At 66.9% G+C, this 13127-nt stretch carries 12 protein-coding genes and 1 CRISPR repeat array; of the genes, 5 read left to right on the top strand and 7 right to left on the bottom strand.

The features are described 5' to 3' along the window. Positions 1-17 precede the first annotated feature (17 nt). Both JJQ90_RS21580 and JJQ90_RS21585 read left to right on the top strand, forming a co-directional pair. On the top strand, positions 18-347 hold the full coding sequence (locus JJQ90_RS21580; RefSeq protein ID WP_216878340.1) for a nuclear transport factor 2 family protein: 330 nt from the start codon (positions 18-20) through the stop codon (positions 345-347). 89 nt (positions 348-436) lie between these two features. After that, a complete protein-coding gene (locus JJQ90_RS21585; RefSeq protein ID WP_216878341.1) occupies positions 437-1540 on the top strand; it encodes an NAD(P)/FAD-dependent oxidoreductase in 1104 nt (367 codons plus the stop codon). A gap of 138 nt (positions 1541-1678) precedes the next feature. Then, positions 1679-4576: a CRISPR direct-repeat array (repeat unit 29 nt; unit sequence GTGTTCCCCGCAGGCGCGGGGATGAACCG). A 155-nt stretch (positions 4577-4731) separates the two neighbouring features. Here the strand turns inward: JJQ90_RS21585 and JJQ90_RS21590 are convergent. Together JJQ90_RS21590 and JJQ90_RS21595 are read right to left on the bottom strand one after the other, a co-directional pair. After that, the gene (locus JJQ90_RS21590; RefSeq protein WP_216878342.1) at positions 4732-5442 is read right to left on the bottom strand and encodes a metal-dependent hydrolase; all 711 of its coding nucleotides are present in this window, start codon (positions 5440-5442) and stop codon (positions 4732-4734) included. A gap of 52 nt (positions 5443-5494) precedes the next feature. Beyond that, complete coding sequence (locus tag JJQ90_RS21595; RefSeq protein WP_216878343.1) at positions 5495-5905, bottom strand: PaaI family thioesterase; 411 nt, start codon at positions 5903-5905, stop codon at positions 5495-5497. A 348-nt stretch (positions 5906-6253) separates the two neighbouring features. Here JJQ90_RS21595 and JJQ90_RS21600 point away from each other — a divergent pair, with 348 nt between their 5' ends. Beyond that, positions 6254-7852 (top strand): hypothetical protein, encoded by a 1599-nt coding sequence (locus JJQ90_RS21600; protein WP_216878344.1) that lies wholly within the window; start codon positions 6254-6256, stop codon positions 7850-7852. Positions 7853-7893: 41 nt separating this feature from the next. On the opposite strand, the gene JJQ90_RS21605 is transcribed toward JJQ90_RS21600, so the two are convergent. Beyond that, positions 7894-8082, bottom strand: coding sequence for a DUF4169 family protein (locus tag JJQ90_RS21605; protein ID WP_216878345.1), 189 nt, complete (start codon positions 8080-8082; stop codon positions 7894-7896). An 81-nt stretch (positions 8083-8163) separates the two neighbouring features. Between JJQ90_RS21605 and JJQ90_RS21610 the strand changes: the two genes are divergently transcribed. Beyond that, positions 8164-8829, top strand: a complete 666-nt coding sequence (locus JJQ90_RS21610; protein WP_216878346.1) for a dienelactone hydrolase family protein — start codon at positions 8164-8166, stop codon at positions 8827-8829. Positions 8830-8834: 5 nt separating this feature from the next. After that, the gene (locus JJQ90_RS21615) at positions 8835-9053 is read left to right on the top strand and encodes a hypothetical protein (protein ID WP_216878347.1); all 219 of its coding nucleotides are present in this window, start codon (positions 8835-8837) and stop codon (positions 9051-9053) included. A 107-nt stretch (positions 9054-9160) separates the two neighbouring features. On the opposite strand, the gene JJQ90_RS21620 is transcribed toward JJQ90_RS21615, so the two are convergent. From JJQ90_RS21620 to petA, 4 genes are all read right to left on the bottom strand, one after another. Further along, complete coding sequence (locus tag JJQ90_RS21620) at positions 9161-10051, bottom strand: S-methyl-5'-thioadenosine phosphorylase (RefSeq protein WP_216878348.1); 891 nt, start codon at positions 10049-10051, stop codon at positions 9161-9163. A gap of 149 nt (positions 10052-10200) precedes the next feature. Further along, positions 10201-11001 (bottom strand): cytochrome c1, encoded by an 801-nt coding sequence (locus JJQ90_RS21625; RefSeq protein WP_216878349.1) that lies wholly within the window; start codon positions 10999-11001, stop codon positions 10201-10203. Further along, a complete protein-coding gene (locus JJQ90_RS21630; RefSeq protein ID WP_216878350.1) occupies positions 11001-12272 on the bottom strand; it encodes a cytochrome b in 1272 nt (423 codons plus the stop codon). Before JJQ90_RS21630 ends, JJQ90_RS21625 begins: the two co-directional genes overlap by 1 nt. A gap of 62 nt (positions 12273-12334) precedes the next feature. Next, a complete protein-coding gene (petA, locus tag JJQ90_RS21635; RefSeq protein ID WP_216878351.1) occupies positions 12335-12910 on the bottom strand; it encodes a ubiquinol-cytochrome c reductase iron-sulfur subunit in 576 nt (191 codons plus the stop codon). Between the last annotated feature and the right edge of the window lie 217 nt (positions 12911-13127).

Below are 13127 nucleotides of genomic sequence, written 5' to 3' on the forward strand. Positions count from 1 at the left end.
CCGGATCGGATCGCGTCATGACCCTCACTTTGCCGGCGACACTCGCCAGCTATTTCGCCGCCAAGAACCGCCACGACACGCCGGCCCTGCTGGGCTGCTTCAGCGCCCAGGCCAGGGTGCGGGACGAGGGCCAGGACATCACCGGCCTGCCTGCCATCCGCGCCTGGATCGAGCAGACCAGCGCCCGCTACGCCGTGCAGGCCGAGCCCCTGGATTGCCGCGAGGAGGCGGGGCGCCGCATCGTCCGCGCCAATGTCTCCGGCAACTTCCCCGGCAGCCCGGCCGTGCTGACCTTCCGCTTCGGCCTCGCCGCCGACGGGCGGATCGACGCGCTGGAGATCGGCTGAACCGCCTCCAGCCGCCGGTGTCACGCCCACCCCCTCCCCGCCCGCCTCGTTTTGCCATACCCATGCGGCAAAGCGCCCGAGGGAACAGCATGGACCAGGTGGATTGCGTGGTGGTGGGGGCAGGGGTCGTCGGCCTGGCCGTGGCGCGGGCGCTGGCCCAGGCGGGGCGGGAAGTGCTGGTGCTGGACGCCGCGGAGGGCATCGGCACCGAGACCTCCTCCCGCAATTCGGAGGTGATCCACGCCGGCATCTACTACAAGGCCGGCAGCCTGATGGCGAAGACCTGCGTCGCCGGCAAATGGAAGCTGTATGACTACTGCGACAGCCACGGCGTGCCCTATCGCAACTGCGGCAAGCTGATCGTCGCCACCAGCGACGCGGAGGCCGAGCAGCTGGAGGGCATCCGCCAGCGCGCCGCCGCCAATGGCGTGGACGACCTGCGCTTCATCTCGGGCGCGGAGGCGCGGGGCATGGAGGCCTCGCTGTCCTGCACCGCCGCACTGGTCTCGCCTTCCACCGGCATCATCGACAGCCACGCCTATATGCTGGCGCTTCAGGGCGATGCCGAGGATGCGGGGGCCATGTTCGCCTTTCACGCCCCCGTGCTGCGCGGCCGGGTGGCGGGGGATGCGGTGGAGATCGAGGTCGGCGGGGCGGAGCCGATGGCGCTGTCCTGCAACCTGCTGGTGAACTCCGCCGGGCTGCATGCCCCGGCCCTGGCGCGCAGGATCGAGGGCATGCCCGCCGCGCACATCCCCGGCGCCTTCTACGCCAAGGGCAACTACTTCAGCCTGACCGCAAAATCCCCCTTCAGCCGGCTGATCTATCCGGTGCCGGTGCCGGGCGGCCTCGGCACGCATCTGACCATCGATCTCGGCGGTCAGGCGCGGTTCGGGCCGGATGTCGAATGGATCGAGGCCATCGACTACAATGTCGATCCGCGGCGCGGGGAGCTGTTCTACGACTCCATCCGCCGCTGGTGGCCGGAACTGCCGGATGGCGCGCTGGCCCCCGGCTATTCCGGCATTCGCCCGAAGACGGTGCCGAAGGGCGCGCCGGGGCAGGATTTCGTCATCCAGGGTCCGGCGACGCATGGCGTGCCGGGGCTGGTGAACCTGTTCGGCATCGAGAGCCCCGGCCTGACGGCCTCCCTCGCCTTGGCGGAGGAGGTGATGGGGGTGGTGCGGGCCTGAAATTCCCCCCAATCTGCCCGCCCTAGGCCTGGACGGGCTGCCTTGACCGTGCGCTTGGCCACGCTTCAGAGGGTGGTTCAGATCGGTACGTTCGTTGACAGATGAATCTGCCAGGATATTCAAGGGTATCCAGGAAGAGTGTTCCCCGCAGGCGCGGGGATGAACCGGTCCACCCGCCGAGGCCCTTGGCCACCAGCGAGTGTTCCCCGCAGGCGCGGGGATGAACCGTCGCGGTTCGGGCCGAACACCCGGGCGCTGAAGTGTTCCCCGCAGGCGCGGGGATGAACCGGGCCGCACGTCCGATCCGGTCGGCGCGCTGCTGTGTTCCCCGCAGGCGCGGGGATGAACCGGTGCCGGCTCCTACGGGTGGCTTTACGACGATGTGTTCCCCGCAGGCGCGGGGATGAACCGAAGTGAACCTGCGTGAAACTGCGAACGTCATCGTGTTCCCCGCAGGCGCGGGGATGAACCGGAAGCTTGGCCCGTGGGAAACCCTGCCGACGCGTGTTCCCCGCAGGCGCGGGGATGAACCGCCGTCCTGGCCGAGCGGCAGCGCATCGCCGCCGTGTTCCCCGCAGGCGCGGGGATGAACCGGTGACTATGCCGGGCGGCGCGACAATTCCAGAGTGTTCCCCGCAGGCGCGGGGATGAACCGGGCTGGGCCGCCAGCGCGCAGGCGTTCCGGGTGTGTTCCCCGCAGGCGCGGGGATGAACCGTAGGTGCCGGACACGAGCGGGAGTAGCGCGAAGTGTTCCCCGCAGGCGCGGGGATGAACCGGATGACAGACGATGCCGGCTGACCGCACGCCCGTGTTCCCCGCAGGCGCGGGGATGAACCGGTGGTAGGCGTCGGCTTCGTCCACCAGCTGGCGTGTTCCCCGCAGGCGCGGGGATGAACCGGCCTACCAGATGCCTGACGGCACGCTGGTGATGTGTTCCCCGCAGGCGCGGGGATGAACCGGCGGGTCCGCCAGGATGAGGCGGTAGTGGCCTGTGTTCCCCGCAGGCGCGGGGATGAACCGGTCTGGCACGACCCGCATGCCGGGCACGGCTCGTGTTCCCCGCAGGCGCGGGGATGAACCGGCTGACGTTCTGCTTCTGGTTGGCGCGGGTCTGTGTTCCCCGCAGGCGCGGGGATGAACCTGCGTTCCGTTCCAGGATCGCCGGCTGGAGAATGTGTTCCCCGCAGGCGCGGGGATGAACCGGCGGCCGAGACGTCGGCAGAGCGCGAACAGCTGTGTTCCCCGCAGGCGCGGGGATGAACCGAACCCTCTGCCTGGCTTCATGCAGCCTCGGGTGTGTTCCCCGCAGGCGCGGGGATGAACCGCATCCGTCGACCTCGACGTTCTGTACGGCGGCGTGTTCCCCGCAGGCGCGGGGATGAACCGGCTGACGTTCTGCTTCTGGTTGGCGCGGGTCTGTGTTCCCCGCAGGCGCGGGGATGAACCTGCGTTCCGTTCCAGGATCGCCGGCTGGAGAATGTGTTCCCCGCAGGCGCGGGGATGAACCGGCGGCCGAGACGTCGGCAGAGCGCGAACAGCTGTGTTCCCCGCAGGCGCGGGGATGAACCGAACCCTCTGCCTGGCTTCATGCAGCCTCGGGTGTGTTCCCCGCAGGCGCGGGGATGAACCGCATCCGTCGACCTCGACGTTCTGTACGGCGGCGTGTTCCCCGCAGGCGCGGGGATGAACCGGCTGACGTTCTGCTTCTGGTTGGCGCGGGTCTGTGTTCCCCGCAGGCGCGGGGATGAACCTGCTGATCCAGGCGCACGCATGAGCGAGGCCCTCGTGTTCCCCGCAGGCGCGGGGATGAACCGCCACCGCTACCGGCTCATCCGCAGAGAGGGCAGTGTTCCCCGCAGGCGCGGGGATGAACCGGCCCGACACGCCGGGCGCGACCCGAAGCACTAGTGTTCCCCGCAGGCGCGGGGATGAACCGCACCAGCAGAGGTTGGCGAAGAAGGGGAGAGGGTGTTCCCCGCAGGCGCGGGGATGAACCGGAACAGGCTCAGGTACTCTGGCTGGCGCGGATGTGTTCCCCGCAGGCGCGGGGATGAACCGGCGTAGTCGTGCCGACCCCAATCCTGACGCTGGTGTTCCCCGCAGGCGCGGGGATGAACCGTTGTCGCTGGTCCCGCCGAACAGGCTCTGGCCCGTGTTCCCCGCAGGCGCGGGGATGAACCGCCCGTAGCCGCCTCGTCTGGCCAGGACGCCTCGTGTTCCCCGCAGGCGCGGGGATGAACCGGGCCCGCAACTGCGCTTCCAGGTCCGCCAGGCGTGTTCCCCGCAGGCGCGGGGATGAACCGTCGTCGTAATCCGCATCCTGCTCGCCCAGCAGGTGTTCCCCGCAGGCGCGGGGATGAACCGCTCGGGTCCGGCATCGTGACGCCGGGGTCCTCGTGTTCCCCGCAGGCGCGGGGATGAACCGGTGAGCGACGCTGGCGTGCCGCTCGGCGCGTTGTGTTCCCCGCAGGCGCGGGGATGAACCTCGCACCGGCCCCCAGTTCAGCAGCCGCCGTGAGTGTTCCCCGCAGGCGCGGGGATGAACCGAGCGCGCTCGGGTCTACTGGCACGACCAGACCGTGTTCCCCGCAGGCGCGGGGATGAACCGTACGGCGGCCAGCATTTCAGGTCATGCTGCAGGTGTTCCCCGCAGGCGCGGGGATGAACCGTGGCGGTGCATCGCCGCATCCATCGCCTCGCCGTGTTCCCCGCAGGCGCGGGGATGAACCGGTCAGCCCCGCGTGCGACCACTGCTACGCCGAGTGTTCCCCGCAGGCGCGGGGATGAACCGACAGGCTGGGCTGGCGCCTGCCGTCGCGCCGGGTGTTCCCCGCAGGCGCGGGGATGAACCGCGGCCTTGCTGGACGATTCGGCGCTGGCCGACGTGTTCCCCGCAGGCGCGGGGATGAACCCATGCCAATGACCCACCCGTGTTCAGTGAAAGAGTGTTCCCCGCAGGCGCGGGGATGAACCGCGGTGCTGGTCGCGCGCCATGCTCGCATGGGCGTGTTCCCCGCAGGTGCAGGGATGAACCCTGGTCCTCGGGCGCGGCGTTGACGATTGCCGCGTGTGCCCCAAAGGCGTGGGGACGCACCGAACGTCCCTTCCCACAGCCATCTCTCGCCCATGCCGGTCGGCCGTCAGTCCAACCGCAGGCCGGCGGGGCACACAGAACGTGCCCCGCCTGAATTCACAGCGTGAAGGTCACGCCGATCTCCGGCACCAGCACCTTCGCCTTGGCCCCCGCCATCTCCCGCTCGAAGACCGAGGCATCCGGGGCGATCATCGGGAAGGTGCCGAAATGGCAGGGGATGGCGGTGGTGACGGACGGGAGAAAACGCTGCACGGCCAGGGCGCCGCGCTTGCCGTCCATGGTGAAGCGGTCGCCCACCGGCACCATCGCGACCGTCGGGCTGTGCAGCTCCCCGATCAGGGCCATGTCGCCGAACACCTCGGTATCGCCCATGTGATAGATCACCGGCTCGCCCTTGGCCTTCGGCGTGATCACCAGCCCGCCCGGCAGGCCGAGGTCCTGGGTGATGCCGTTCTCGTCCATGACGGAGGAGGAGTGGAAGGCGATGGTCAGCGTCACCGAGAAATCATCCTGCTGGGTGGTGCCGCCGGTGTTCATCGGGTCCATGGCCTTCAGCCCCTGGCGGGCCAGCCACATGCAGATCTCGAAATTCGCCACCACCTTGGCGCCGGTGCGCTGATGGATCGCCAGCGTGTCGCCGACATGGTCGCTATGGCCATGCGTCAGCAGCACATGGGTGGCGCCGGCGCTGGCCGCCTCGGCATCGCCCTGGAACACGGGATTGCCGGTCAGGAAGGGGTCGATCATCACGACCGAATTGCCGAATTCCAGGCGATAGGCCGAATGCCCGAACCAGGTGATTTTCATGAATGGTCTCCGTCTGTCGCTGGCGCCTTCTAGACCATGGGCGCGGGCCGCGTCACCGCGCGGCCAGGATCTTCCAGACGCCGGTGGCGGCCACCACGCTGGTGTCGCCCGCCTTCAGCAGGCCGCGCACGAAGACCACGCTGCGGGTCTGCCGCGTGATCTCCCCTGATCCCACCAGGAACTGCCCCGGCATGGCCGCGGCCAGGTAGTGCAAATCGAGCTGGATGGTGGCGAGGTTCATGCCCCCGCCGATCGCCTGCCGCACCATCAGCCCCAGGCTGTGGTCCATGAAGGTGGCGAGGATGCCGCCATGGATGACGCCGCGCCCATTGGCGTGGTCCGCTCGCGCCTGGAAGCCGTATTCGGCCCCCCGCACCCAGAGCGGATCGGCCACCGCCGGAAGGCCGGAGGGGGTGACGATACGCCAACCTGTGGCGGCCGGATCGAAGTCGGGGCTCTGCATCGGCTTAGGTATTCGGTCCCAGCATTTGGCGCATCCGGCCGATGATGATGAGCCCTGGCGTCGAGGTCCAGACCTTGCCGGTGTATTCTTCGGGCGCGCGGCCGGTGAGCGCCTTGAGCCTGCGGTGCCTGGGCCGCCCTGCCTGTGTGGAGGGCGTCGCGCTAGCCCAACGAACCTGGCCCACAGCGGACCCCTCCATTCCTTCGAATGATCGCGCCATCCAATTTTCGGCAGCCAACCAGACCAGCACGATCCAATATCTATCGAATAAGCAACACATCGACTTCACCACAGTTTGGATGTGTGACAGATTAGTTCGAATGTCAACTGCCGGATAAATTGCCGATCATGCGGAGCTGGGTCAGAGATAAACTCCTGGGCGTCCTGGGTGTCCATGGGCGGGAGTTCGATCGAGATCGCACCCACCTGGGCGTCTGGAAGCTGAGAGTCGCGGAGCTGGAACGACAGCAGCGAGAAGCGGGAAAGCCGAAAAGCGCCATCCTGCGCGGCCTTCTGACCGCGCAAGAAGAGCGGTTTGTGCTCAAGCGACAACGAGAAGTATTTTATGCGAATGTCCTGGGCATTATCGGCGCGATGATTTCCGTGATCGGTTTTGTCTATCTCATGATCGATGTCTCCCGCACCTCGGCCGCGGCGGTCTCGATCTGGAGTGCTCCGTCAATTGCCACGGTGGCCGGCGCCATATTGGCGCTGACCTCTCTTCTGCTCGCGTATGCCATCCATGCGAAAAGTGTCAGAGACGCGATGCCGAACCTGGTGAGAAGAAAACTGGAAGGACATCAGATACAGGGGCGCGAGGAGTTTCTGTCGATCTCCCTGCCTCACGACTACATCCAGAGCGAGTACGTTTTGCGGCAATTCACCAATGGCATCGCTGTCTGGAGCCCGTCCGTATGTCGCGCCCTGGTCGCTGGCCAGGACATCAAGGTGAAGAAGGGAAAGAAATTCGAGCCGACGGAATCCGCCACCTATAAAGTGATGAAGTTGCGCGTCCACGAGAAAATAATCCAGGGCGCCAGCATCCGCAATGAAGACAAATGTCGCCTGGCCGCCGACATCCTCACGGCGGAAGGAAATTTGGTTGTTGTTCAAGGGATTGTTCAGGAGACGGATTATTATGCCTTGCTTGCCACCGATTATTCCTCCGGATTCGTGGTGCATGAGTTCGAGGATGAGATGCGGGAAGTGGCGGGCGTTCTGGTTTACGATGGCTTCTCGCTTTTCACCACCCGCACAGCGGAAAGCTGCCGCGAACTTCGCCCTCTCTCGAATCTTGTTTCATCTTCCCTGCCGGCATCCGCATCGGCCAATGTCATCGGCGTCTCCGCGATCCTGATAACATCCGACATGCATGTCTTCCTGACTCGACAACGGGTGGAAAGCGTCGCCAGTGGTGGAATGCTGGCGCCCAGTGGCTCCGGGTCCGTCGACTGGCTGGATGCCGAGAAGCTTCCAGCCGGCGAATTTCCGTTGATGAACCTATTGATGCCGGCGATGCGGCGGGAAATCCTGGAGGAGGCTGGTCTGCTTCAGGCGGGCCGGCCCGAAAAGCCAATGGACATAGCCCTCATGCCCGTTGGCTTCGCAAGGCTGCTGCATCATGCCGGAAAGCCAGAATTCTTTTTCATGGGTCGGATCAATGCCGGGTATGACGAGATACAGAAAAGCCGCGCATGGACATCTGAAGAACGGCTGTTCACAAACGGCTGCGTGGGCTTCAATCAGCAATTGGATCCTCGCTCGATGGTCGCCTTGCGGGCCAGTTGGCGCGCTTTAATATCCGAGATCCGTGCCGTGCCCGAGGTGAAGATATCGTGCCCACTCGATATCCAAATACTATGCGTCGACGCGGTTCTCGAAACCGATGAGACCGCAAGGCTGCTGATGAATTTTCTCCGGTCCGAGGCGGAATTTCCTGGCAGCTGAAGGCGAAGCATCCATTTCGGGTGGATCCTTAGAAAACAGCGCTAATCCTTCTTCGGCTCGTCCTGCTTCGCGCCATCCAGCAGCGCGTCCCGCCGCGCCGCCGCCTGCCGGTCGGCCAGCTTTTCCACCTTGCTGCGCCCGTGCTTCACGCGGTTGGCGGCCGCATCGGCCTGCGCCTGCTGCTTCGCCCGCGCCTTGCGCGCATGGTTGAGGTTGACGAGGTCGCCCATGCGGGGAGACTAGCATCCAACCGGCCGCGGATGCGATCCTGCCCTCCGCCAAGGCCCGAAACCTGATTGACGGGATACGCCATGCAGATCGAGCTGACCGCCGCCGACGGCCACCGCCTCAACGCCTACAGTGCCGGCCCTGCCGATGCGAAGCGGGCGCTCGTGGTGGTGCAGGAAATCTTCGGCGTGAACCGCCATATGCGCCATGTCTGCGACGCCCTGGCCGCCGAGGGCTATGCCGTGATCTGCCCAGCCCTGTTCGACCGCGTCGAGCGCGGCGTGGAGCTTGGCTATGCGGCGGAGGATGTGGCCCGTGGCCGCGACCTGCGCGCCAAGGTGGATGAGAAGGGCACGATGCTGGACATCGAGGCCGCCGCCGCCGCGCTGCCGGGCACCGCCGCCAAGGGCATCGTCGGCTATTGCTGGGGTGGCACCATCGCCTGGTGGGGCGCCACGCGCAGCACCAGCTTCAAGGCCGCCTGCGGCTGGTATGGCGGCGGCATCGCCGGCACCCGCACCGAAATCCCCGGCTGCCCGGTGCAGCTGCATTTCGGGGAGGTCGATGCCTCCATCCCGATGAGCGATGTGGAGCTGATCCGCCAGGCCCAGCCGGGCGTCGAGATCTTCGTCTACCAGGGCGCCGGCCACGGCTTCGGCTGCGATGAGCGTGGCTCCTACAAGCCGGCCGATGCCGATGTGGCGCAGGCCCGCACCCTGGCCTTCTTCGCCAAGCATCTGGGGAGCTGACGGTCATGCTCGGCTACTACATCACGGCGGGGATCAGCCTCGCTCTGCTCATTATGATCCCGATCTGGACGCCCAACAGCAACCAGCCGGTCTATCCCTTCTGGGTGATCCTGCTGCTGGCGCTGATCGTGGTCATCGTCCCGATCGTGCTGCGGCGCCGCAAGCGCGAGGGCGCGGCGCAGACCGGCGACCTGGCGGTGCGGCTGGAGGAAGTGAAGGACTGATACCAACGGCCGATTTCATCGACCGTGGGTATGCCTTTCCAGGCCCTCAGGCGCCGGGCCGCATTCGCGGCCTCGGACCGGTCAGGCAACCGGCCCGCTTTATGATTTCACCCCGCCGGGCGCAGCACCCGCCCGGCCACCGCATCCAGCTTCGCCATCAGCGCGGGGTCGCGCATCTCCGGCGCGGTGATCAGCGCATGTTCCAGCGCCCGGTCGCAGCCGGCCGGGCAGGGGCCGCGCGGCGCGCCCAGGCCCGGCACCACATCGGCGACCAGCGCCCGCGCCTTGTCGGCATTGCCGAACAGCACCTTCACCACCTGGTCCACCGTCACAGCATCATGGTCCGGGTGCCAGCAGTCGAAATCCGTCACCATGGCGACGGTCGCGTAGCAAAGCTCCGCCTCCCGCGCCAGTTTCGCCTCGGGCATGTTGGTCATGCCGATCACCGAACAGCCCCAGCTCCGGTACAGCAGGCTCTCCGCCTTGGTGGAGAATTGCGGGCCTTCCATGACCATGTAGGTGCCGCCGCGCGTCACCGGCAGGCCCAGCTTCCGCGCCGAGGCTTCGAGCGCATCGCCCAGCCGCGGGCAGACCGGATGCGCCACGGAGACATGGCCGACGCAGCCGGTCTCGAAGAAGGATTTCTGGCGCGCGAAGGTGCGGTCGATGAACTGGTCGACGATCACGAAATGGCCCGGCGGCAGTTCCTCCTTCAATGACCCCACGGCCGAGAGGGAGATGATCTCGGTGCAGCCGGCGCGCTTCATCGCGTCGATATTGGCGCGGTAATTCAGCGCGGAGGGTGGGGTGGGGTGACCGCGGCCATGGCGCGGCAGGAAGCGCACCGCCACGCCGGCGACGGTGCCGTGCAGGATCGCATCCGAAGGCTCCCCCCAGGGGCTGGCCACATGCTTCCATTCGCGGCCTTCCAGGCCGGGAATGTCATAGAAGCCGGAGCCGCCGATCAGGCCGATGACGGGGGTGATGGTTTCGGACATGGCGGCGGGGCTCCTCGGTGGCAGGGGCTTCTACAATGGCAGGCCGGCGGCATGAAGCCTTCCTGGCCTCCAACGAAAAGGGGGCCCTCAACGAAAAAGGGCCGCCCCTGCCGGGACGGCCCTTTGCCGAAACTGACGGGTTGTCAGCTTCAGTGCTTCACATCCGCCCAGACCTTGCGCTTCACGGCATAGGTCAGGCCGCCCAGCACGATCAGGAACAGGATGATGCGGATGCCCATGGCCCGGCGCTGCTCCGTCTCCGGCTCCGCCGCCCAGGCGAGGAAGGTGGTCACGTCGCGCGCCATCTGGTCCACCGTCGCGGCGGTGCCATCGGCATATTCCACCTGGTCCGGGTTCAGGATCGCCGGCATGGCGATCTGATGGCCGGGGAAATAGGCGTTGTAGTACATGCCCTCCGCCACGGTGAAACCGGGCGGCGGCTCGACATAGCCGACCAGCAGCGCATGCAGGTAGTTGGCGCCGTTCGGGCGGGCCTTGGCCATGACCGACAGGTCCGGCGGATAGGCGCCGTTGTTCGCCGCGCGCGCCGCCAGCTCATTCGCGAAGGGGCGGCGGAAGCGGTCGGACAGGCGTGCCGGGCGGTCGAACATCTCGCCCATGTCGTTCGGACCGTCCCGCACCTCGAAGGTGGCGGCGATGGCGCGAACCTGCTCCTCGCTCAGGCCGATCTCCAGCAGGTTGCGGTAGGAGAGCTGGTACATGCCATGGCAGGCGGCGCAGACTTCCTTGTAGACCTGCAGGCCGCGCTGGGCGGCGCCGCGGTCGAAGGTGCCGAAGAAGCCGGCGAAGCTGAAGCCGGCATCCGGGATGGCGATCGCCTCCCCGGCCGCGCGGGCCGGGGTGGTGAGGGCCAGGCCGCCACCGAGGGTGGCGGCGCCCAGCGCCAGGGCGCCGAGCAGGTTGCGGAAGCCCCGCTTGAGGTCACGCATCAGGCCTTCTCCATCGGCTTCGCCGCGGCGCCCGCCATCACCGGTCCGCCACCGCGGAGGACGGGCATGGCGATGCTCTCGGGCAGCGACAACGGCCGTTCAAGGCGGCCAAGCAGGGGCAGGACAACCAGGAAGTAGGCGAAGTAATAGGCGGTGGCGATGCGGGAGATCGTCACATAGGGCTCCTCCGCCGGCTTGCCGCCCGCCCACATCAGGACGAAGAAGGCGACCAGCCAGAGATACAGCGCCCACTTCGCGATGGGGCGGAAGCGCATGGACCGCACCGGGGAGGTGTCGAGCCAGGGCAGCACGAACAGCACCGCGATCGAGCCGAACATCAGCAGCACGCCGCCGAGCTTGTCCGGCACCGCGCGCAGGATGGCGTAGAACGGTAGGAAGTACCATTCCGGCACGATATGCGCGGGCGTCACCAGCGGGTTCGCCGGGATGTAGTTGTCCGGGTGGCCGAGGTAGTTCGGCGCGAAGAAGACCAGCGCGGCGAAGACGATGAAGTAGACGATCAGGCCGACGCTGTCCTTCGCCGTGTAGTACGGGTGGAAGGGCAGGGTGTCCTGCGGCCCCTTGGGGTCGATGCCGAGCGGGTTGTTGGACCCGGTGATGTGCAGCGCGGCGACATGCAGGAAGACGACGCCGGCGATCACGAAGGGCAGCAGGTAGTGCAGGCTGAAGAAGCGGTTCAGCGTGGGATTGTCCACGGAGAAGCCGCCCCAGAGCCAGGTCACGATGTGCTCGCCGACCAGCGGGAAGGCGCTGAACAGGTTGGTGATGACCGTGGCGCCCCAGAAGGACATCTGGCCCCAGGGCAGCACGTAGCCCATGAAGGCGGTGGCCATCATCAGCAGGAAGATGACGACACCGAAGATCCACAGCAATTCCCGCGGCGCCTTGTAGGAGCCGTAGTACATGCCGCGCCAGATATGGACGAGAACCACGATGAAGAACATCGAGGCGCCGTTCATGTGCACGTAGCGGATCAGCCAGCCGTAGTTCACGTCCCGCATGATGCGCTCGACGCTGTCGAAGGCATGGGCGGTGTGCGGCGTGTAGTTCATCGCCAGGAAGATGCCGGTCGCGATCATGATCATCAGCGTGACCATGGCGAGCGCGCCGAAATTCCAGAAATAGTTGAAGTTGCGCGGAGTCGGGAAGCTCCCGTACTCCTTCTGCATCATGGTGAACACCGGCAGGCGCTGGTCGACCCAGCGGATCACGGGGTTCTGGATAGTGCTGTCGTGAAGGCCGATGGCCATCGTGCCTGGCTCCTCAGTGGAGGCCGAGGGTTGGGCGCGGACGATACCGCACCCAGCCGCCCTCAGCCGATCCGGATTTGCGTGTCGGATGTGAAGCTGTAGTCCGGAACCGCAAGGTTCAGCGGTGCGGGACCCACCCGGATTCGGCCCGAGGTGTCGTAATGGCTGCCATGGCAGGGGCAGAACCAGCCATTGTAATCACCCTTGGCATCCGTCGGCTTCTGGCCGAGCGGCACGCAACCCAGATGGGTGCAGACGCCGACCACGACCAGCCAGCCTTCGCGCTGTACGCGGCTCTGGTCCGTCGCGGGGTCTTTCAACTGGGACAGCGGCGTCGCCCGTGCGACCTCGATCTCCTCGGGCGTGCGGTGGCGCACGAAAACCGGCTTGCCGCGCCAGACCACGGTGACCGCCTGGCCGACCGCGATCGGCGTCAGATCCACCTCGGTGGAGGCAAGCGCCAGCACGTCCCGTGCGGGGTTCATGGAGCTGATGAAGGGCCACACCACGGCACCCACGCCGACCGCCGCGAAGGCGGCCGTGCTCAAGGTCAGGAAATCGCGCCGTGTCTCGCCAACGGGCGCAGAACCGTGCCCGGCACCCTGCGATGCCCCGGCGGGCACCATTGTCTCGGCCATCTCGTCGTCCTTTTCCGCCTGCCGCTCACGGGGCCGACCGAACCGGCCGGACCCTGGAGCGGCTGGAGCCGCCTTCGGGGTCATTTGCCAGTCCGATGAGACCGCCAGGCGACCCGCATCGCCGCGAAACACTCTGCGCCAGCCCGGAGGGTCGAGGGGGTGCCGACGCTTGCGCGACGGGCGCTCAGGCCTCGGCTGCCGAAATGGCGCTGCGCCG

This window comes from Falsiroseomonas oleicola (genome assembly GCF_019029495.1).
Classification (GTDB): Bacteria; Pseudomonadota; Alphaproteobacteria; order Acetobacterales; family Acetobacteraceae; genus Falsiroseomonas; species Falsiroseomonas oleicola.